Annotated in this window: 12 protein-coding genes; 3 read left to right on the top strand and 9 right to left on the bottom strand. The window is 42.0% G+C overall.

What is annotated here, in order from left to right; all coding sequences use genetic code 11:
- Nucleotides 1-150: 150 nt before the first annotated feature.
- From AABK39_RS09275 to AABK39_RS09235, 9 genes are all read right to left on the bottom strand, one after another.
- Nucleotides 151-1,953 (bottom strand): RagB/SusD family nutrient uptake outer membrane protein, encoded by a 1,803-nt coding sequence (locus tag AABK39_RS09275; RefSeq protein ID WP_338394651.1) that lies wholly within the window; start codon nucleotides 1,951-1,953, stop codon nucleotides 151-153.
- A gap of 12 nt (nucleotides 1,954-1,965) precedes the next feature.
- Nucleotides 1,966-5,430 (bottom strand): TonB-dependent receptor, encoded by a 3,465-nt coding sequence (locus AABK39_RS09270; protein ID WP_338394650.1) that lies wholly within the window; start codon nucleotides 5,428-5,430, stop codon nucleotides 1,966-1,968.
- A gap of 232 nt (nucleotides 5,431-5,662) precedes the next feature.
- A complete protein-coding gene (locus tag AABK39_RS09265; protein WP_338394649.1) occupies nucleotides 5,663-6,784 on the bottom strand; it encodes a FecR family protein in 1,122 nt (373 codons plus the stop codon).
- A 145-nt stretch (nucleotides 6,785-6,929) separates the two neighbouring features.
- The gene (locus tag AABK39_RS09260; RefSeq protein ID WP_338394648.1) at nucleotides 6,930-7,499 is read right to left on the bottom strand and encodes an RNA polymerase sigma-70 factor; all 570 of its coding nucleotides are present in this window, start codon (nucleotides 7,497-7,499) and stop codon (nucleotides 6,930-6,932) included.
- A 399-nt stretch (nucleotides 7,500-7,898) separates the two neighbouring features.
- Nucleotides 7,899-10,253 (bottom strand): beta-N-acetylhexosaminidase, encoded by a 2,355-nt coding sequence (locus tag AABK39_RS09255; RefSeq protein WP_338394647.1) that lies wholly within the window; start codon nucleotides 10,251-10,253, stop codon nucleotides 7,899-7,901.
- A gap of 146 nt (nucleotides 10,254-10,399) precedes the next feature.
- Nucleotides 10,400-12,256: a hypothetical protein gene (locus AABK39_RS09250; RefSeq protein WP_338394646.1), complete on the bottom strand. Its 1,857-nt coding sequence runs from the start codon at nucleotides 12,254-12,256 to the stop codon at nucleotides 10,400-10,402.
- Between the two features lie 195 nt (nucleotides 12,257-12,451).
- Nucleotides 12,452-15,124: a choice-of-anchor D domain-containing protein gene (locus AABK39_RS09245; protein ID WP_338394645.1), complete on the bottom strand. Its 2,673-nt coding sequence runs from the start codon at nucleotides 15,122-15,124 to the stop codon at nucleotides 12,452-12,454.
- Nucleotides 15,125-15,258: 134 nt separating this feature from the next.
- On the bottom strand, nucleotides 15,259-15,762 hold the full coding sequence (locus tag AABK39_RS09240) for a hypothetical protein (RefSeq protein WP_338394644.1): 504 nt from the start codon (nucleotides 15,760-15,762) through the stop codon (nucleotides 15,259-15,261).
- Nucleotides 15,763-16,287: 525 nt separating this feature from the next.
- The gene (locus tag AABK39_RS09235) at nucleotides 16,288-17,466 is read right to left on the bottom strand and encodes a cytochrome-c peroxidase (RefSeq protein ID WP_338394643.1); all 1,179 of its coding nucleotides are present in this window, start codon (nucleotides 17,464-17,466) and stop codon (nucleotides 16,288-16,290) included.
- A 291-nt stretch (nucleotides 17,467-17,757) separates the two neighbouring features.
- Here AABK39_RS09235 and AABK39_RS09230 point away from each other — a divergent pair, with 291 nt between their 5' ends.
- The 3 genes from AABK39_RS09230 to AABK39_RS09220 all read left to right on the top strand — a co-directional run bounded on the left by AABK39_RS09230 (nucleotide 17,758) and on the right by AABK39_RS09220 (nucleotide 23,510).
- Complete coding sequence (locus AABK39_RS09230) at nucleotides 17,758-20,514, top strand: TonB-dependent receptor (RefSeq protein ID WP_338394642.1); 2,757 nt, start codon at nucleotides 17,758-17,760, stop codon at nucleotides 20,512-20,514.
- Between the two features lie 33 nt (nucleotides 20,515-20,547).
- Nucleotides 20,548-21,864 carry a DUF4876 domain-containing protein gene (locus AABK39_RS09225; protein WP_338394641.1) on the top strand — a complete coding sequence of 439 codons (1,317 nt, stop codon included), beginning with the start codon at nucleotides 20,548-20,550 and terminating at the stop codon, nucleotides 21,862-21,864.
- Between the two features lie 98 nt (nucleotides 21,865-21,962).
- A complete protein-coding gene (locus AABK39_RS09220) occupies nucleotides 21,963-23,510 on the top strand; it encodes a DUF6850 family outer membrane beta-barrel protein (RefSeq protein ID WP_338394640.1) in 1,548 nt (515 codons plus the stop codon).
- Nucleotides 23,511-23,625: the final 115 nt, after the last annotated feature.

Here is a 23,625-nt window from a genome sequence, read left to right as displayed (position 1 = left end):
GAAGGTCCCAAGCCATATATCCAATGGCAATCAAATCGTTTTACCATTTCAGTGAATGGCCGAGGACTTGAATGAATTTATGATCATTACATCACTGGATGTTCAAAAAAATAAAAGCAGGTTTGCCCGACAAAGCGGGCAAACCGTAGATTACCAACCAGGGTTTTGAGTTAATTTCTCATTCAAAACAATCTGGTTGCTAGGGATTGGGTGCAAATAATAATGGTCAGGAAACGCTGGAGGCACACCAATCCGGGAAATATAGCCTTCGGCTTTACCGCCTTGTATTGGAAGTTTATTGTTAAACTCGGCTCCAACAATATAACGTCCCAATTTCTCTTTGGCAGCCTCGTCGTTCATCATTTTCCAACGACGAAGGTCATCAAAACGGAAACCGTCGCACATCAGCTCCACAGCACGTTCACGGCGGATTTCCCAGAGAACCGGGTCCACTTTCGCATTGCGTTTCGGGTCAAAATTAGCGTTTATTTGAGCTACCGCCATTGACGCCACTTCTCCCCTGACCCGCAAGCGATTCACCGTTTTGTCTGCGACACTTTGGTCAAATTGCCCCAGTTCGTATTTCGCTTCGGCATAGTTTAACAACACTTCCCCAATGCGGAACAATGGCTGGTCCGTAAAGTCTTTCCAAGCGATACTGACCTGATGGTTATTATACCATTTCCAGCACTTGTAGCCTGTACCGGTCACGTTATATCCAGGGTCAAACGGCAATTTTTGAGAACCCGCATCCCTGTAATTTGGCATAATCGGCTGGATAAAACCGGTCCAATTGTTCTCTGGCAAGCGTTTGAACTTTTCACCCGAAAGCTTCTCCATCAGATCAATGTATTCCCTGTGAGCCGAATTATCCGTGTGCTTCCACTTTCGCTTATTTCCGTCCACACGGCCGACCACCTCATAAGGAGGCGTGATGATATAATACATTCTGCGGTCCCTGTTCCGAAACTCGTCATAAGGATTCTTGTCTCCGTCAAAAAGCGGGCTATTCCAGCGGGTTTTCCCGTCGGTACAAAGGAACATGTCCGCCGCTTTTTTGGTCAAATCCCACCTGATAGCCTCACTGCTACGGTTCCACTGAGTGGTATTATGCACATGCTGGTCAGGTTCATATTGTTTGTATAAGATAATGCCCGGCATGCCCGCTAGGTTAGGCGAGTTATAAATCTCGTCATAACTTCCGTGCATTTGCGGAGCGTCATCCATCAACTTTTTGGAATAGTCGGCGCAAGCCTGAAGATATTCCTTTTCACCTCCCAGGCCGTGGTATTTTCTCCAAGTTCCCTCAAACAAGGCAAACCTGGAAATCATGGCCCTTACAACATTCGTGTTGATTGAGTTGGGGCCATCTCCATCTTTCTTGATTTTCGACTCAGCCCACTTCAAATCATCCAGAATATGTTTGGCCAATTCGTCACGACTTGCCCTTGGCCCATAAAGATAATCTTTGTCCGAGTCGTCGATATATTTATCAATCCAAGGCACTCCGCCATAAGCCTTCAGAAGCTCGAAATAATGATACGAGCGAAAAAACAATCCAACAGCTTTCCAATGCTCCGCATCTTTTTCATTAAGCGAACTGTTTTCCAGATTATCAAGCATAAGGTTTATAGCCCGGATTCGCTTATAATTTTCGTTATATAAGCCCGACGAGGTTGGAACAGTAATCCTTTTCCACAGCCATTCATCACCGTTAGGGTTTTTTCCATTCATCATCAAATCCCCAGAGTATTCGTCTCGGTCAATCAGGCCACGGTGATAATTCCCGAAGATCCCATAAAACTGCCAAGCGTAAGTCTGGATATTCTCATATGTCGTGAATGTGGTCGGTACCGTAAGCTCGTCTTTGGGCAAGCGTTCCAGATCGTCGTCACAGGCGCTAAAAAGACAAACGAGCGCCAAAGCCATTATCGGAAAAATATTTCTTTTCATCGTTTTTGCCTTTTAGAATGATACATTAAGCCCGACGGTGTACTGTTTCATAAACGGATAAGCATTTCCCATACCTTTATCCTTAAATTCAGGGTTCATGCCTTCAGGCATTTGGTCATTGACAAACATGTTTTCCCCTGAGAAGTATACCCGGAAACTTGACAAACGAAGTTTCTCAATAACAGCCTCGGGCAAGGAATAACCAAGGGTTACGTTTTTGAGGTTCCAATATGCACCGTCTTGCAAATATTTAGTCTGTTTTTTTTGACCATTCTTATAATTGGCGGAACTAAAAGCATAATTTCGCATATAATAAGCGTCCGTATTCTCCGGAGTCCAATAGTCCAACTGGTGAGCCCAAACGTTATCAAACTGCGTCCGGTAGGCCCACATCATGTCATTACTCACCCACAAATCACGCTTTCCTACACCTTGTACAAATACGCTTAAGTCGAAATTCTTCCAACCAACCGAAGCGTTTATTCCATATTGGAAACGACGGTGATTATTTCCTATCACCTTTTTGTCCCCCGGGTCATCCAAGGTCTCATTACCCCAATTTATTTCTCCGTCACCGTTAAGGTCTTTATATTTAATGTCTCCCGGGTTTGGATTTACCCCTTTAAACTTTACGACACCCTCTTTCAGTTTTCCTCCCGTGAGGTTATCTTTCAGGCTTCCGTCAACGAAATCATCAACGCTATAGAAACCGTCTGTTTCGTAACCCCAAATCTCGCCGATCATCTTTCCTTCGTAATTTTGCGACAGCAAACCTTCCTCATTATCGAATTTGGTAATCTCGGCGCGGTTGTCCGAAAGGTTAAAGCCTAAAGAATAGCTCCAATCCCCTATTGATTGGCGCCAGCCAAGGCTTAACTCCCAACCGTATGATTTCAAATCCGCTACGTTTGCCCTAGGAGCGGATGTACCTAATACGGCCGGCAACTCCGCCCCCATCGCTATCATATCGTATGTAGTTCGGGTAAACCAATCGAAATTGGCCGTTAACTTATTCTTGAAAGCCGCTACGTCAAGCCCGTAATTAATCGTCCTAACCTGCTCCCACGTAAAGTTGGAACTTACTAAAGCCGGTGGCGCCAGGGTCAAGAATTTCTCATTATTATTTGGAGAAACCCAACTAGTCTTGTAAGTCGGCATTCCCGGTATGGCTGGGTAGTATAGTTGCGTTCCTCCTTGCTTTACTATCTGGTTCCCCACATTTCCCCAAGAGGCTCTGACCTTAAGCAAGTCAAAAATCTTTTGAGAAGCCATAAAGGTCTCATTCGTAATATTCCAACCAGCGGATACCGAAGGGAAGAATCCGTAACGCTCACCTTTCGGGAAACGCGAGGATCCATCATAACGGCCATTCGCCTCAAGAAAATAACGCTCCTTATAATTATAATTAAAGCGGGCGAAACTTCCCATTACAGCCCATTCATGAAAGCCATCACCAGCGGTAAGCGTTCCTGACGCACCGGACAGAGACGGCAAATCCGTATTAATCAACGCCATTTTTTTAGCCCATACCTGTTCATACGCCGTTTTCTCATAGTTATAGCCGGCGGTTAAGGAGATATTGTGGGCTCCGAAAAGCTGCTTGGAATAATTAGCGTAAACGTTGACAGCATGATAACGATTTACCGAGAACTGCTTACTGTAGCTAGTATTATTTTTCACTCCACCAATCTTGGTAAATTGGCTTGGTGAGACAAAAACAGGATCGTCATTAATGAATATTTGATCCATAGCTTTATTCTCATAAGTGTATTCGCCCGTAATCGCCAAATCCTTTATCGGCTCATACTTCAGGCTACCGAACAAACGGATATTGCCGTTACTCCGCTCGTTCGGCGCCGAATTCAGGACTTGGTTCGCCGGAGTACCGTAAGGCAACTCAGAACCATCATCCATTTTATGATTTCCTGTAGGATAAATCGTAATCCCTTGCCTTACCGCTCCCGAATAGTTTGCGTCTGGAAAAGTAGTTTCGGTATTGACATAAAACAATCTGGTTTCCGCCGTAAGGTTATCCAGAATTTTGGTTCCCAAATATGTACTCAGGTTATACCTCTTCATTCTGTCACGATTGGAAACCATTATACCGTCATCATCGGTATATCCAACAGACACGCGATAATTCGTTTTTCCATTCCCTCCGTCAATACTAAAGTTATGGATTTGCTTGAAACCGCTATCGTTCAGAAACTCATCCATCACATCAGAACCCGCCAATTGATAACGAATTCCCCCCACTTCTGTAAAGCCCTCAGGGTATTTGGACGGATTCGCATTATATTCTCCTATAAGGTCATGCCACTTGGCAATATCCTGCCCCTGTGACCAGTAAGTATCAACACCCCAATCTTTTAAGGCTCCAATAAATTCAATCGGGCTTGCGGCCTTCGGTAATTCCACCGGAGAACTCACGCCGAAAGAATTGGAGTATGAAAACCTTACTTTTTCCGTACTACTCTTCTTCGTGGTTATCAATATCACTCCGAATGCCGCGCGGGCACCATAAATCGATGAGGCGGCGGCATCTTTCAATACTGTGACAGACTCAATGTCGTTCGGATTAATATCATTGATATTAACAGGGACGTTATCGGCCAAAACCAAAGGCTCCCCTCCGTTAATCGAGGTCATACCCCGAATATTAATCGATTGTCCCGTAGCGCCGGGCTGACCGCTATTCATAGTAATCTGAAGACCGGGAACGGCTCCCTGCAACGCCTCGGCAGCGCGATTCAGAGGCCTTGATCCCAGTACGTCGTTCATCTTGACTGTAGTAGTGGCGCCGGTCAGGTTGGCTTTTTTCTGCACCCCATATCCGACCACAACCACTTCTTCAAGTTCCGAGAGGTCTTCGTCAAGCGTAACCTCCACAGTAGTTTGGTTACCAATACGGACTTCCTGTTTTTTGAATCCTACAGAAGTGAACACAAGAACATTGTCAGCGTTATCCGGCAACTCAATGCTGAAGTTGCCCGCCACGTCAGTAATCACGCCTTGGCTTGTTCCTTTGATCACGACATTAACTCCCGGAAGGCCATCTTTTTCCGACGCCGAAACCACCCTTCCGTTCACCATTCGTTTTTTATCCTGCAACAGCAAAGACGTCTTCACCGCCTCCCGCACTTTTTTTTTAATGATAATCTGGTTCTTTACCACTTCAAAAGACAAGTCCGAATTACTGAGGGCACACTCCAACGCCTCTTGTAACCGATACTCACCTTGCACGGAAACCTTAACATAAGGAGCCAAGTCACTGTCCCTAAAGAGGATCTTCTTGCTAGTTTGTTTGCCTATTTCGGCCAAGATTACTTCAAGCCGCTCATTTTCGAACTTCAGTTTAACAACATTTCCGCTGTCAACAGCTCCCGCGGCGAGCGGTGGCAGGAGTAAAATAATAAAAGACAATAGAATTCCTGTCTTTCGCCAGTATGCGAAAGAGATTTTATAAAAATCATTCATATCTTTGTTTTGTTAAAAGTTGGACGCTTTTACAAAAATTACTTGAGGGCGGTCATAACGGGCCGCCTTCTTGTTTACCCGTAACTTTCTTTAATTCATATCCCTCCTTTCTATTTTTCGATTCAATATTCTGATTAACAATTAAGTTCTTCGCAAAAAGTATTTCAAAAACTCGTATCGTTCGTTTTGGGGTAACTTAACCACTAACACCCATTTAAAAATCCCCAGTTTTTTATTCAACCACTACTCCGTTATCCGTAAGCCGAAAGTTAAAATCACATAACTTTGATAATGCGTCTAAGGCTTCCTCAATACTTTCCTCGTCAAAAGTGCCACTATAAGTATAACTGTCCCCACGCCCTGTCCGGTCCTCTATACGAACACCATACCACCTACCCAACCTAAGCAATAGCTCATTTAACGGCATAGTTTTAAAAATAAGTTTACCGTCTTTCCATGCGGTATAATCGGCTACCCTCACTTTCGATTTAACGACTTTCTTTATCATTTTATCATAAACCAAGGCTTCTCCCGGATCCAGTAGAATTGCTTTTTTGATATCGAAAACATCATTACGAGGTATAATTCCCACACTTCCTTCCACCAATACCGCACTACTCTTTCTTTCGTTTTGGTAAGCGCTAAAATTGAAGCTTGTACCCAATACCCTTAAACGCAACCGACTAGAATTTACATAAAACGGTTTATGTTTGTTTTTAGCTATTTTACAATAGATTTCACCACTTAGCAATTCTATATTCCGTTCATTCCCCTTAAAAACAACCGGGTACCGTAGCTCTGTTTCCGAATTCATTTCTATTTGGCTTCCATCAGATAGCGTAATCGAAAAACGTTTCCCGCTAGGAACACGAACTGTATTAAAAGTTTCGCTCAAACTCTGAAATCCATTCGCTTGATAACTCAGGCTTTTACCATTCCAGACTCCCACAAAGCCTTTTCCTTTCACATCTTCCAATCTACTGACATTCTCGGTCAAAGCCACCTCATTGCCATCCGACAACGTTAGTATAACATTTTCGCTACCAGCAACATTCAATACTCCATCTCCTCTATCACCCCATTCTTGCGAAAAGAACCCTAAAAGAACGAGCAAGACCACGGCAGAGGCAATCGCAGACCTACGCCACCACAATCGTACATGACGGTTTTCATGTGCGACAATTCTTTTTTTCACATCCGACAAAGCTTCCCGTTCCGAAAGAACTCCTTCAGGCAATGGCTTTCCTTCCAATGTTAGGGATATTCTTGATTCAAAAACATCTTGGTTTTTACGGTTAGAATTAAGCCAACGCCAAAGCTCTTCCTCTTCCTTAGCGTTCAGGCTACCTTCCATATGCCTTTCAATCAAAATGTCTTTTCTCCCTTTGAAACTCATAATTACTCCCTTCTACTTAAACTACGATTTGCCTTTAATTCCCCCTCGCCCCTCATTTAAAAAAATTAAAAAATATTAACCCAATTCTTTCTAACACCACAGACTAGAACCACAGGGCAAAACACAGTATCAAAATAAAATCCTGTAACTCAGTCCTAACCTTTTTTTGGGCTTTCGTGAAATGTCCTTCAACCGTTTTTATAGAAATCCCCATCTCTTCGGCAACGTCCTTATATTTCTTACCCTCAAGCCTAATTTTGGTATAAACGCTTTTCTGTTGCGCAGGCAAGCTATCAAGCACAACCGTTAACCTTTCGTTTAACTCATTGTATTCCGCTTGTGATTCAGCTCGATCACAGGCCTTTTCGTCGTAAACATGTAAACTATGCTTCCTATACTTTTCCTTAACTTTTTCATGTCGGCGAAGATCCATTACGTCGTTAAACACAACCTTCACTAAGTAAGGCTTCAAGTTTTCACTGATCATTACCTTTTCCCGATTTTCCCACAAGCTGACAAAGACATCCTGCACAATATCCTCGGCAATGGACGGTTCCCCAACTAAATGAAAAGCATAACGAAGCAAATCCTCCCGATAACGTTTAAAAAAAATATCCAAAGCAGATAACTGGCCCGCTTTGAGTTTATGGAGATAATAGTCGTCGGTATACATATTGGACCCTTAAAACGTGACCACAAGCCTTTTCTTTACCAAAAGAAAAAGCCAATTAAAAGAATTGCCTTTTCTAAGCCCAGAAAAGGGAATATCATGTTTATAAACTTATCCCGAAAAAAATTTTAACTACTAAAAGTAGCTCCTCCCGTATTTCCGGTTTAATAATGCGAGTATTATTCGGACAACTAAGTCCGTATCCCTTTAAGACCATTCTTTTTTCTATTCTTTACTGTGGACTTAATATGGATAAATCTGTAAAATAGAAATTGCTCCCCCTTAACGTGATAAGGAGGAGCTATATATTTTTCTAATCATTCCAAAAAGAGCATAAAACCCTTAAAGACTATTCTTTTTTACTACACGGAATAATTGGTTCTAAACCTTCAGATACCTTTTTTAGAAAACCATTAATTCGTCAATTCTCATCGCCGGTTTCGCTCCCGCTCTATGGTGTCCTTCGGGAATTTTATCCCAACTTTCACATTTAACCTTCACTTCTTTTACCATAACGGGATTAAAACCACAACGCACTTGCAGATAATTACGCCCTTGCTCTGAAGCTATTCCCGACAAGTCTTTTTCCCCTAATTTTGTCCATGAATTATTGTCAGATCTCAGTCCCCAAACCGTCACTTTTTTAGCTGGGTATCGTCCCGCAATGGTAAATCGCTCGGTATTGAATTTAACGAAACTCGCTTTTACAGGGCTTTTCAGCTTTATTGTAAATTCTGGGTTTTCGGCAAATGTCATCCACTGGGGACTGCCAGGATCCAATGAAGCGAAATTCAAATCAGTAAGTCGATCCGTAGATTCTGGGCTATCATGCTTACTGTCGGTATACGTCACTTCGGCGCCTGTCGCTTTATGAACCTCGAAGGTTAACGCAGAGATGTCGCCCATCGGCTTGCCTTCTTTGTCAAAAGTACGAGCCTTAACCGTTGTTGTTTCAGAAACACTAAAAGGCTTTGAATACAATGTAGATGTCATATCCGGTTCTTCCGAATCTAAGCTATAACGGATTTGCAAACCTTTGATTTCAGTATCCAAAGTCAGCATCACTTTCGAACTGTCCGCGTTTCCTTCATGCTTAAAACGTGGATTGAATGCACTCTTTGCGTAACGAATTCTTGAAACGTCCATCCGTTTCATATGAGTCCTAAGCCGATTAACAAAACCATCCCAACTTTGTCGTTTCTCATTTGTCCACCCTTTTTCAGCGATCGCATGCAAACGTGGGAAAGTCATATACGTAAGTTTTCCCCAATCCGTAATGGATTCAGTCCACATATTTGCCTGAATACCCAGAATCCGTTTCGCTTCCTCGGAATTAAGGGTATCGGGCACCAGTTTATAATTATAACTATCGGAAAGGAATAAATGCCCGTAACCCAAATTCGGCTCTTGGGAATCTTGCCCTTGTTTTAAATCCAGATAACAGGCTGAATTCGGTGACATTACGACATCATGTCCCATTTTCACAGATTTCATTCCGCCCACAGTTCCACGCCATGACATTACCGTAGCGTTCGGAGCCAATCCGCCGTCCAAGATTTCATCCCAGCCCATCATTTTCTTTCCATGCGAGTTAACTATCTTTTCGACTTCTTTCAAGAAATAACTCTGCACGGCATCCATATCCTCCAGCGATTCGGTTTTCATCAACTTCGCCACAAAAGGATCTTTTTTCCATTGATCCTTATTACACTCGTCTCCCCCGATATGAATATATTCATATGGAAATAATTCCGTCAACTCAACTATAACTTTACGAACGAAATCGTATGTTTCCTTTTTGCCTGGATTCATCGTGTTATTTCGGGCCACCCCGCCTGTAGCCACGTATTCCTGTTTGTCAACACAACCTATTTCAGGATAAGAGGCTACCGCCGCTTGGGCGTGTCCCGGAAAATCCACTTCCGGAATTACTTCTATGTTTCGTTCCTTCGCATATCGGACAATTTCCCTTATTTGATCTTGGCTATAATATCCTCCGTATTTAGCCAACTCGTCTTTTTTCTGAACCGGGCGTCCCCACCATTCTGATTTTCTTTCGTCGGTATTGATATACCCTACACGCCAAGCTCCATATTCCGTAAGATTTGGCAATGACTTTATCTCGACTCTCCAACCTTGATCATCGGTCAAATGCCAATGAAACCGGTTTAGCTTGAGTTCCGCCATAAAATCCAAAACTTTTTTAACCTGTTCAACAGTGAAAAAATGTCTCGAAGCATCTAGCATATAACCACGCCATCCATAGCCCGGAAAATCATTAATACTTACCGCAGGCACACGCCATTTAACATTTTCCTGAACTTTTCCTGACATTACCACAGGAGGAAACAACTGTTTAAGTGTTTCGAAAGCGTAGACAGCCCCACCTAAAGACGAAGTACGTATCTCTATTTTATTCCTTTTAATATCCAAACGATAAGCTTCATTTGGAAGATCCTTATCTAGCTTGACCAAGATATCGGCGTCTTTCGCTTCTTTTTCCACAGAAATCCGATAACCAGAAACCGTTTTAAAAAAATCGGAAAAACGCGTAGCTACTGTCGCCAATTCCTCATTATCAGCCTTAATTTGAATCCCTTTATCAAAAGAGAAATGCCCTTTTCCCGCAATAACATCCTGGGGCAAAGGAATAATATCAATCTTATTTAAATCGGTTGCCTTCTCTTGGGAGTTACAACCAAAAACAATCGGAATTAGCAAAAAAACAACTAATCCGTTTAAAATTAAGGATCTCATATAATTGAAATTAAATTAAAAAACTATCATGCCGTAACGTTCAAATAAATGGATCATTCAGCCGAACCTACTCTTCGCATACTAATGCGCCAAGTAACTTATAGCCTAAGAAACCTTTTATCACTCTAAAAAGATTAGTTTATAAACTAACCTAAATCAATTTCCGAAAAATCAACTTCTCTCGAAATATTGGTTTTCTTCCTCAATCGATATTTTTTCATTTCTATCGATTTCGCAGAAGTGTTAAGCAAAACAGATATTTCTTTATTTGTTAAGCCTAAATAAAACAAACCGAAAAGCTCCGATTCGTTTTTATTCAAATCGGGGTATTTGCGATTTAATCGCACAAAATAGTCTTCACCTAATTGACTAAGTTTCTTTCCTGTAGCCTCGTCCTTAGTAAGCGATGTCATTGACTGCCGAATCCAAAGTTGCAAAGAGTTGAGTTGTTGCGCCCTAACATAGCCTTCGGCCGTTTTCAGTTGGCTTATCTTCTCATCAAACTCATTAAACAGACTTATCTGCTTATTTGTAGCATAAGCAAATTTCTCCATCTCTTCTCGTTGTGAATTCACCCTCAGCTCCAACTCTGAACGTTGTACTTCTTTCAGCGCAATCTGATTTTGAGAGAGTTCCCGTTCCAATTCCAAAATCTTATTACTTCTACGGATCACTCCTCTTTGTCTCAAAACCACATAAACGGCAAAAACAATTGTGAGAATAAGCAACACTAATAGCCAGCCTCTTTGTTTCGAAACCCATAACTTCTCTAGATCCAATAGTTCTTTTTCTTTGCCCAAAAGAGCATACTTAGCGTCTCTCGTTTTTAGCTCCTCTTCATAAACCGCATTTTCAATTTCCTTTAGGTTCTTATGCCTATTAACCGAATCACTGATTTGGCGGTGTCTGTCCAAGTAGGAATAAGCTGTGTTGTAGTTTTTGTCTTTAGCATACAAATCGCTCAATTCCCGCATTGTTACCAACAGGATTTCGTCGTATGCCTTCTGATACGGCTTTATACTTAAGTTCGACTCATAGGTTTCTATCGCCTTTTTCCGGTTTCCCTTCAGCGCATAATATTTCCCCAGATTATTATTCGATTTAAGAATATCAATAGCGTTACCTAAACGCTTATAAGTCTTGTTTGATTGAAAAACATACCTCGAAGCCGAATCGGGCATGTTCATTTCCAAAAATACGTTTCCAATATTATTAACCAACGTAGCTTTGTTTGTTGCACGCTGATAGCCAATCACTTCAGGAAAATAGCTCAATGACTTTTTATAAAAAAACAATGCCGAATCCAGGTTTTTCATATCCTTATGGTTCAAAGCCAACGCATTGTAAACGGCGCTTTGCCCAACCTGATTCCCCACTGTTTTATAAGCGTCTATCGCTTTTCTAAAGCTCTCGTTGGCTTTTTTAAAATCAGATTCTTTTGAAAGGATTCTCCCCACGTAATAATAGCCCTTTCCCATATACATCGTATCGGAACTATTGGTAGCCAAACGGGTAGATTCTTGAAAAATACTTAACGCCTGCTTATGGCGTCCCTGTTTCATGAGGAAGCTTCCTCTTAGAAACTCCAGCCTCAATTTTAACTGAACACTAGCGCCTCTGCGCTCAAGCCATTTTTTTGTTTGTTCATAATTACTTTCATAACCGTCTTTTCTGTTGGCATAAAAATCCATTACCATTCTGGCCATCAAAGAATAAGTTCCATACATCAAGAGCGAATCTTTTGTAGATGGCCGAATAGTCACGGCAAACGACAACGTGGAATCTATAGCGTTAAAAAGCGAATCATACGCCACATAAGCCCTTTGCTTGTTTTTTTTCTTGTGTTCGGAACCGACTATGGAATTATATGCACTATCGGCTAACCACAAAGCCCTTGTACCGTCTGCATTATTGCCTTTTTCACAGAAAGTCCGGCTTGCCAAAGACAGGAAAAAAACGATCCCGACAACAATTTTTACTCTAATTGATTTTACAACACCCATGAGTTGTTGGTTTCCCTTTTAAAGTTCAATCGTAAAGAGAAGCGGAAGGCACCCCCATGCCTTGTTCCAATCATACCCCATACCCTCTTGGGCTCAGTGTAGACATCCCTCCTCACTAAAACGTTTCATTCTTTCGAATATTTGAAATTAACAAAAGTGACCGAGAATCTCTTGCTCATAAGCTTCCTGAATATGTCAGTTTATAAGTAACGAGCCCTGCCCTTTTAGAATCCCTTTATTTTTTACTTTTAAGATGTAATGTCCTTTTTCCAGTTTGAGTTCATCCAAAGGAACATTGACAAATTTCCCATTCGCATCCTGGATTATTTCGCTGTAAAATACTTTTCCATCAATTTTCTCTATCGAAAAATCAACGGCCCCTACCTTTAAGGAACTCAAATTCAACAAGCAACGTTGATCAAAAAAAACCGGGCTGATCACCACTCCAGACGCTTTGATTCGGGTAGAATTTCCCCCTATCTCTACGTTCGACACAAATTTCATCACCGCTATGGAATCGCCATAATTGAGGGTAATGTCAAACCTTTGCCGCCCGGAAACTCTTGGCTTTATTTGAAGGTTCAAAGTTGCGCGTTCTCCTTTACTAAGCTCTAAATCCGAAACCCGACTTTTGACAAATGACGGGGACTCTATTTCTTTGATTGTAAACGCTTGTTCTCCCGTATTCTTGAGATTAACCGTGTACTTCTTCGTCTCCCCCAAAGTAAGCGAGCCTAAATCATGGAACTTTTTCACCTCTAACCTTAAAGATCCATTCTCAAAGTTGGCTACAATGGGTAAGATTGTAGCTCCTTCTCCTGAATTCGTTCTGAATACCACAGAATTTGAGAAGTAACCCGACCGCTTAGGCTTTAGTGAATAAGTCAGTTTGCGCTCAGAATTTGGACTAACGGTAAATATCGTTTCTGAAAATTTCAAGATCGTTGAAGGGTTGTCTATTCCCGACACCGACAATTCCCCGTCTCCCGTATTTCTCACAGTCAATTCGCCCAAATATTCTTGTCCCATAGGCACCTTTCCTAAGTCGATACGCTTGGGCAATACCAATTGGGGCGATTTGGGCCTATAAGCTTTACCCTTGAAAGTCGTAAAATGAGTCTTATTATTTCTTTTATCAAAAATCTTGACAAAGCCGTTAACCAGTCCTTCTTCTTCGGGCCTGAACGTCAAAGTCATCACCGTATTCTGGTTCGCCTTCAATTCATTTCGCAATAAAGAATAGCTTGTTCCCGCACCCTCTATTTCTACGCTGATGGGAATCAAATGGTCGGACTTGTTGAGGATGTCCAATGGCACGGAAACCCCGTCCCCCACCTTCACTGTTCCAAAATCCAACTTTTGGCGATTAACACTCAATCCATCCGAAGATTTCTGTAAAGGGAAATTACCTTCATCGGCAATTTTTCGTAAATCACCTTTGCTTGTTTCATTTTCAGACAAAGTAACCCATGAAGAACTAGATCGTGCCGAACATCTTTTTCTCACCTTCAGATTACTCGTTTGGTTAGGCACTTTGACTGATCGACTCTCATACTCTTTATAATAGTGATTTTCTCCTATCGTATAAGTAATCTCAAGCTTTTCGTCATTATCAAGATTCACAGGCGCCACGGCTCTTCCATCTGACGAATGCATGATCTCGACTTTCGGCTCCGAACAATCACGGCGAAAAACCAATACGTCCCCAACCCTATACTCGTTGCCAATCGCTCCACAAACTAAGTCTCCATTTTCCTCAAACCTTACGCTGTGGCCCAATCTGGCGCCATACGACATTCTCTCATGGAATTCAGAAGTGTAAACTCTTTTCAGATCATCCACTTGATCCCCATAAATATCGTAAACATAAACACATCCTCTTTTATCGTCCCATCTTGGCGCACCCACAGCCAACATCCCGTTGCGTAACGAAACCGATGTTCCAAACCCGTATATCGCCCCGTGGCTCCTAGGCTCCAATACCTTTAACAGCTTCCATTCGTCCGCCTTTCTATCAAGCTTAAAAACTTTTACCTGCCCGCAAACTCCCGCTTGATCGGAACCAATCGCCAAATAATCACCGTCAATGGCCACATCGCTACCTAAATACCTCCGATCTCCACCATCAATCTTTTGGTGATAAACCCATCTGTTTTCCGAGTTCCTGTATTTATATATATAGCAAGCCCCCTGTCCGTCGTTTCCTTCCCATGGAGCGGTTACCGCCATCCAGTTTTTTTGCACAAATATATCGGCTCCAAATGTGCGACTATGCGTATCGGGTTCAATCTTTTCCGTTACTTGCCACTTTCCTGATTCGGGAGCTTTAGTATAAACGAACACTTGCCCCTGCGACCGGCTTTTAAACTTTGGAGAACTTACAAACAACTGTTCCTTTGTGGCTTGAATTGAATAGCCAAAAAAATCATTCTCACGAGAAGAAGGCGATTCAACCTCTTCTTTGATTTCATACTTTCCGAATCCGTTCTTTTTTGCGACCCAAAGTTTCCCCTTATTTTTGGAGTACCTCGCAAACCCCAACATCCCGGGAGCTCCGATATACAATTCTTCCCCTGCTGTCGCCAAGCTGAAACCAAAGGCTTGGTTTAGACTAGGGGAAGGAGACTTTAATTTTTGCAGTTGTTTCCCTTTGTGAAATAAATAAACAGCGCCACTCCTAACCGCGTCAGCTCGATCACCTTGGGCCCCAACGGCTAATATATTCGCACCGCTAAGCCTTGCCGACACATTCCCAAACGACTTCTCATTTTGAATATCGCTAGAACTGAATCTCTCAACTACTTTGAATTGCGCCTTAGACGCGTTAAATCCCAGAACAAGGCAAACAGCCAGCAAAAAATTTCTCATCACTCTTCTTTATTCGTTCCGACACTCTTTGGAACACCAAGAACTATTCACAATAAAAATCAAGCAAGTGTGCTAATACGACCCAAGTCTTCGTAAAAATGACTGGTCAAAAATTAACCAGCCATACGTTATATTTAGTCAGGTAATTTTTTCACGTCTTCAAACACTCCCTTTTTAATCGAAACAGCATCTTCACTTTTTGCCTTCTTAGCGGTCATCGTAAACGTCCCGCTAATTTTCCCATCCGCAAAAGATGTAACCGTAACGCTAAAGGATCCTGTACGTCCAATTCCGTTTATCCCGTTCGTCGCGATATAAGTGTCCTCACCGGATTTATAGCCTCCTGAGATTATGCCTCCCTTATGGTTTTCGTCAAACGTTTTAGGCAAATCCGCCCCCTCAACCAAAGGAATCCTAAACGTAACGAGTTCGTCTGATGAATTTCCAAACGAAAGCAAGATGTTCTCTCTCGTGCTTATATATGAGTTCCCTTTTGTGTAGCTCTTCTCTACATCCCCCATCACGAATTTCACATTGCCTCTGTTCGTCAATTCCTCAATCTCAGGCGAATCGTCGTTGCTTCCGCATGAAAAACATAAAAAAGACAACAACAAAGCAAACATTCCAAATCTACCCATAACCACGTCTCTTGATTTAAACAAATGGCGCCTTCCCGCTGAAGACTTACCACGAAACAACAAATGAAAAAGCCACCCAACAAGGTTTGAGGGCTATTGAGGGGCAACTATCGCCCTAAACACCACCAACAAGACCAATCGGCTGATCATCCCTCATTTTTCCTCTCCAAAAAAACAATGGTATATATTGCGACTACCAGAACTAAATCATGAAAGCAAATCCATGAAAAAATATTGAAGTCCGGATTTTAACCCACCTTTCCTGCCGTGTAGTTGAATAAAAATCACAAAAAAAGCGTTCCACTGCGCTTGAGTAAATTCACTAATCCGATAAGGCAATCCCCTACTGATTCCTAACCGTAAAACTTTCCCTCCGAGAAAACGAAATCAGATAGGGATGAAAAAACATCGCTTATACAAGGATTGAACGGCCCCCTCATAACCTAAGGCTCCGAGGACCTACCCATAACAAAAAGAGCCTAATGAATTAATCATTAGGCCCTTCTTCTCGCTCAGTCTTAATCCTTATTTATCTCTCGGAAGTTCCGGGCGATCCAACTGATAATATGGTCGGGAAGTAATACTCTGCAAGAAGGCCACAATATCGTCACGCTCTTCTTTGCTCAAATCCAGTTCGTGCACTAAATGCGACGTCTGCGGAAACAACTTGTCATCTTTCTGGTGCTCTTTCCGCTTCGGGCGCGGCATGCCGGCATTGTACATATTCATAATTCCGTCCATTACCGTAAAAAGCCCATTGTGCATCCACGGGCCGGTACGCATAACTTCACGCAAAGCCGGCACACGAAATTTACCAACGTCCTCGGGGTTTTTCGTCACCTCATAAAGTCCCAAATCACGGTATTTGTCACTATGGTAATACGTCAAACCGATATTATGAAACTCTCCGTTAGTGAAGTATGGACCGGAATGGCAATTCATACATTTGGCCTTTGTGCGGAAAAGGTGCATTCCCCTTAACTCCCGGTCCGAGAGCGCTTCTTTCTTCCCTTCCACAAACTTGTCAAACTTCGTCGGACGGCTCACAATCGTTCTTTCAAAAGCGGCCAACGCTTTAGCTATTCTTTCGGCACTCGCTTTTTTCTGGCCAAACGCTTTTCCGAACTCTTCACGGTAAGCCTTGATATCATTCAGCTCCTTCACTAGTTCCGGTATCAACTGGTTCATCTCTATCGGATTCTGAATCGGTTGAAGAGCTTGATCTTCCAAACTGCCACTTCTACCATCCCAAAACAGTTTTTTCACCTGCCAAACATTCAGCAACGAAGGGCTGTTTCGGTTGCCTCTTTGGTGATCCTCCCCGATTGCCGTCCGCCTATTATCCCCCCAATTCAGTTCGGGATCATGACAGTTAGAACATGATATTTGATTTGATCCGGAAAGAATAGGGTCAAAAAACAAGGTTCTTCCAAGCTCGATAATCTTTCGTAGAGAATCTGGCTGTTTCCTTGGCAAAACATCCAACAACTTGACAGGCATAGCTCCCAAAGGTTTCCAGTTAGCGCCAGAATCCACCCAAGGAGCTGGCCATTCTGCCTGAGGACGCGAATAAATCAATCGTAGAGAATCAGATTCAGAACCCTCAGGTTCCAAGCCTTTTCCCTTAAAACTCAAGCTAAAAGTCGCAACTGTCAAGGCTAAAGCCAATAGCGCATAAAATGGATTTATTGGATACTTTCTCATCTTCCATCAACTTTCCCCATGCTCGCAAACACTCCCTAATATAGGAAATATTATAATTTGAGTTAAAATAAAAACGAATGGCAAATATAGTGACCTTATTTTTAAAAAGTCTAAATACATTATATAGATTTCATCTATGGACTTCCAAAAATATCATATAACGTAACAAATACCATCCAGACCACTCCCAAACCATCCCAATCAAAGATTTCTTTGAAGAAAATCTTTTCGGTTTATTTAGAACAAATAAAAATAAAATACATAGATTTGCCTTATCAATAATGATTCTATATGATTTGGATATTACGCAAGGCAACTATAGGTTGCTTTATATTTTTACTTTCTTCGTTTTGTGCTATCCAAAAAGTCAACGCACAATATACAGATATCTTGGCTGGCAAGGTTATCTCCAAGGCAAGTGGCAAACCGTTGCCTTATGCCAATGTGATGATCCGCCCAATCAACAAAGGACTTATAAGCGACGAACAAGGCAAGTTCCAAATAGCGATCCCCAACCATATACAAACAGACACTTTCAAACTTTCTCTCTCTTATGTTGGTATGCGGGCGCTTGATACGCTGATTGTTGGCCCATGGAAAGGCAATATTATATTCGCTTTGGAAGAGGAAAATCTTCGCCTAAAAGAAATCACGACTACGGCTACCCGTCTCAGCGACAATAATTCCTCCTCGGTAATTGAAATAAAAGAACAAGCCATCTCCCAAATGCAGGGAAACAGCCTCACCGAAATATTCCAGACATTGCCCGGTGGGAAGATTCTTAATCCGGAGTTTCAGAGTTTGAAAACCTTTAACCTCCGCACAGCTTCGGAAAGCGAAACCGATCTTCAGAATAACGCTTTTGGCATAGGGTTCTTTGTGGATGGCATGCAGTTATCCAATGATGTGAACATGCAATCCAGAAACCCCGGAATACCTGGAGCGGGGCCTTTGTCCCATCCCAGCGGATCTTTTTATTCAGATAGAGGAAACGGAGACAATCCGAGCAATGGTTTTGACTTAAGACAGTTCCCTCTTGATGACATTGAAAGTGTCCAAGTAATTCAGGGCGTACCCACCGCGGAATATGGCAATTTGACTGATGGCGCAGTAATCATTAAGACAAAAACAGGCAAAACACCTTTCAGAGGTCGCTTTAGTATGGCTTACGGAAACACCTCAGCCGCTCTAGGCAAAGGTTTTCTATTACCAGGAAAATGGGGTACGTTAAATGCCAGCTTGACATATTTAAACTCGGTTCCAAATAAAAGAAACAAAATTAAGTCCTTCAACCGGTTAACCGGATCGCTCAGATGGGTTAGCTTCCTTGCTGACAAACAACTGCGAAATGATTTGAAGGTTACGATTGGCCGAAACTTGGACCAAACGAAATTAGATCCGGATCAAGGTGATGATAGAAAGTCCAAGTTTGAACAAACCCAAATCCGGATTCATGAAGAATTGGCGTACTTACCCTCAAATAATTGGGTGGATAAAATATCGGGTTCCTTTTCTCTCAGTTACGAAAAACAATCCAGTTACGACCAACAGTATTTGAACAGTGGAGTAAAAGCCATATCCACGGCATTAGAGTCAGGAACTTTTGAAGGAGAGTTCATCCCCGGCAACTATCTTAGTTTTAGATCAATAGAAGGAAACCCAGTAACTACAACGACAGCATTAAAAATAAAAAAAAGCTTTAAAACTGGGTCAATAGATCACCTATTGGGCGCGGGCCTGGAATATCGCTTCTCAAAAAATTATGGTGATGGCCGTGTTTACGACCTGCGCAGGCCTCGTTTTGTCTTCGACCGATATGGGCAAGAACGACCTTACGATTTTAAAGACGCTCCTGCCCAGAAAAACTTTGGAGCATATATCCAAGACGCCATGAGCGGTCGTTTAGGCAGTAGAAAATGGACCCTGTACGCAGGGTTGAGAATAGACGCGCAAAATAATTGGGCTACTTTCTCTCCCCGTACCACATTCAACATCCAAGTAACAAAACGAATCAAACTTAAAACTGCGTTTGGCATGTCTTCCAAGGCTCCTTCATCGGAGATGTTGTATCCCGGCCCCTTATATTTTGACATTCCTCTTCTTAAATACTATCCAAATGATCCAGATGAGAATCTGTTTTTGGTCCATACTAAAGTATTTGAGGCACGCCCTAAAAACTTGAAAGTACAGCGCGCTACAAATATGGAATTAACAATGGAGTATAATTCGTCCTTTGGAAACCTCCATATCACCGCATTCAGAAAAAGGGTAGATAACGGATTCCAACGCTTAAAAAAATACGTAGCCTACGAATTACCTGTGTACGAAATTGCAGATACACCTGAAGGACAAAAGCCAATATATCAGGAGTCTGGAAAAACCAAGATTCATGCATTACAATATCGGGAAGCCACTAACGGTCGCCATTCCAATAACTACGGCATAGAACTCTATTATCGATCGCCCAAGATCCCGGAACTGCACACCTCTTTTACCGCAAACTTCCAATATATAAAAAGCAACACTTTCAATGACCATGGCGAAATTGGATTGGTGCCAGAAGAACATTATGACAAGCCTATACAGTACGCATATTACGATAAGCCAAATACCCAATATGAAAAACTGGGTGGGCAAATAGTCACAAATCACCACTTTCCCCAGTTAGGGCTTTCTGTGAATTTGCGCACAGAGTTGTTTCTGATGAACAATACTTACAACTCAGCATGGGACGGTACCCCACTCGGATATTATACTGACTCGTTCGAGTATATACCTATTCCTAAAGATGAAGTAGACAACCCCGAATACTCTTATTTAAAGAGAGTATTTTCCGAAGCATCCACAGATAAGTTACCCTTTGTATATGGCAACCTTCATTTGCGTATCAAGAAAGAGGTAAACCGAAACCTATCTTTAAGCTTCAGAATCAACAACTTACTTAACCTTAGACCAAGGTACAAGTACACAGACTTTTCAGGAAAAGAGTATGAGGAACAATTGAATCAAACACCATTCTATGGTGCCGAAATAAATTACACTTTCTAAAGACAACACACTAAATTAAAACCTATAATAGAGATGAAAATCCAACAATTTCACAAAGCACTGATAATGGCGTTTCTTGCCATACCGTTTTTTGCCTGTGACTCCGATGACAGTGACCCAGTGGTACCTGTCGATTTCAGCGTGACAGTAAAGCATAGTGAAACTTTCGAGAATCAAGTCGTTAAGAACCTTGAGGTAATAGCGACAAACACAGCGAACCAAACCGAATTAAAAGTAACGACTGACGAGACCGGCACTGCAAAATTCATGGGGCTCACACCGGGCGAGTATTCTTTCTCCGCCAAATTGACCATGACCCCAGAACAATTTCTGAATTTCGCTGCGCAAAAGGTTGAAGACGATGTTGTTTTTAACGTAAACCAAGGCAATGTCTCTGTAAATGTCACTTCCCCTACTTCATTGAACTTGGTCCTTGTCACTGGAAAAGTGGGTAACCTACTGATAAAGCAAATCTATTATACAGGTTCGGATATACAGGAAGGCGCTCTTTTCCGCGATCAGTTTATCGAAATTTACAACAACTCAACAGAAGTGATTTACGCGGACAGCTTGCATATTGCGCAAATCAACGGTCGTACCAGTTCATCGGTCAAAGATTATACTTTGCCAAACGGTCAGTTCGACTGGAGCAAGTCACTAAACATGAGCCCTGCCAATGATGAAGCCAATACGGAGTATGTTTATGCCAAAGCTCTTTTCCGAATCCCAGGTACCGGAAAACAATACCCTATCCAACCAGGCGAGAGTATTATTTTAGCTCAAAACGGTTTAAATCACAAAGCTCCTTTCACCGATAAAAACGGAAACCAAGTAACGGTTAAAAACCCGGCTCTTACTGTTGACTTGAGCGGCGCCGATTTCGAAGTGTTTATGAACGACGACTATGTTTCGGACCTTGACGCTCCAAATGTGCCAAATGTCGATGCCCTCCTTAACCCCAACCGAGACCTCGTTCTTAACCCGCAAGGAAAAGAGGCTTACGTGATTTTCAAAACAAGTGAAAAGATCGAGGACTCTTGGAAGAAATACCCAGATCCAAGCGTAAAAGAAGTCAACGAGAGGACAAAATTCAATTACCAGATTCCTAATAATTTGGTCATCGATGCCGTTCAGCTCCAGTTTAGCCCTTCAAAAATTTATAACGCAAGGATTCACGACCATCAAGATGCCGGGTATTCTTATGCACCAAAAGGCGCATTTTCTTCCCAATCAATCATTCGAAAAACCGCCAAAGAATTTGCGGGTCGCAAAATTTTGCAAGACACTAATAATTCCAGCGAAGATTTCACCACACTCGATATAGCGAACCCGAGAGGTTTCGCTCAATAATTCTAGCAATCGATTATCCATGATCAATGAGCGCCGGACAAACCGCATAAGCGAGTTGTCCGGCCTCTGCACTTTACTAGCCTTTCATTTAACCCGCCATGCGTTATATTCTGACTATTCTGTGTTGCTTTATTCTTGCTTCAACCGTCAAAGCGAATAAAAAAACTAAGCGAGACAGTCTTGTATTCGCCAGTTTTCAAGAAAGAGAGTTTATAATCCCCGCACTACAGAATAACAACGCAATGTTACGCCTTACTCCGTATCAACGTTTGGGCATGACGACATTTAACTGGGAAAGGCAAAACATTGAGAACTTTAATATCCAAAAACCGGAATCGCAGACCCAATACAGTTTTTCTTCTTTGGGATTTAAAAAAATCGGAAAATTCAACTTATACGGCGATGTGCGTTATCGCCGCGTATATGCCGACAGTATAGCTTGGCTAAACGCCACTATGCCCCAGAATGGATCCCCGTTTTATTTCGGTAATATAAAAGCCGGAAACTGGGACAATGAAATGTACAATATAAAAGCCGCCGTTGCTTACGAAATAACTTCTTCGCTCTCAGCCGGTATCCGTCCGGAATACGCATACAGAGGCGATAGCCGAGGCAATGACCCGCGTGGCAAGATAGACTCATATGACGTTTACCATGAGGGATTCTTCGACTATTCACTAAAAAAAAATATTCTCATCGGACTTTTTTACGGCTATGGAGCCACTAGCGAAGTAACCGACATTGATAATAGCAACGAAGAACACGACAGTTTCGGAGCAACTGAATACAATATCTACACATTTCAAGGGAACGGTTATTATAGGGTAAACCTACACAATAACTCCCGGCGAAAATCCTTTAGAAATAATTATGGTCTTAACACAAGACTTGAAACCAATAAAGGTACAACCCATTCTTTAAAGTACACTTATACCCATCAAAAAGAACGGTTTATTTACAGGACCAGACCAATCGACGGAAAAGAAATTGATGATCAATTAATCGGTACCTATATCGCCAAGACTCAACATCTAGAATATTTTTCGATCAAAAGGAAAGCAGGGGTAACCAATATTTTAAAAAGCAATATCCTTTATCGCACAGGAGCTGACAATCAGCCTAAACTTGGAGGGGAAAACTTTCAATCCACACTTATGGCCTTTGACAGCGAGTGGTTTTACGCTAAAACCAACTCAAAAACCTATAAATTTTATAATCTCGGTCTCAAAGGGCATATCGAAACAAAAAAAGATCGAGTAGCGAATCTTGACCAAAAAGAAACGCCTATTAGCATTAAAATCGGAGCGGGAAGAAGCTTGGGGCCATCCACATCAAAAACGATCTTATCCCTTACCGGAGAGTATTTCTTCAGCCCGATCAAAGAAATCGAATACCGTTCAAGCGCCAAAAATGTTGTCTATGAGGAAGTGCTCCTCCCTCTTCATCAGTACAGAACAGCCTCTGGGATTCGGGCTAAAGCAGCAGTGGACTTTCGCCTTGATTTTTGGAATAAAATTGACGCCTACCTAACCACTTACGCATCCACCGAACAACGATTCTCTAGTGATCTTAAAGGAGGAAATAGCTGGACATTAGGAGCTTCTTTCCGTTTTGGGATCGCTAAAGAGAAAACGGAAAGTAAATAACACAATCCATCTGCTGAAATTCATTCAAAACATCCTTCATTTATAAATTATAACCGATACAATGACTTTACTCATATTAACTCTCTAAAAAGAAGGCTAGATTCGCTTATCTATT

Source organism: Fulvitalea axinellae (genome assembly GCF_036492835.1).
In the GTDB taxonomy this organism is placed as follows: domain Bacteria; phylum Bacteroidota; class Bacteroidia; order Cytophagales; family Cyclobacteriaceae; genus Fulvitalea; species Fulvitalea axinellae.
This window is presented reverse-complemented; position numbering and strand designations above follow the sequence as displayed.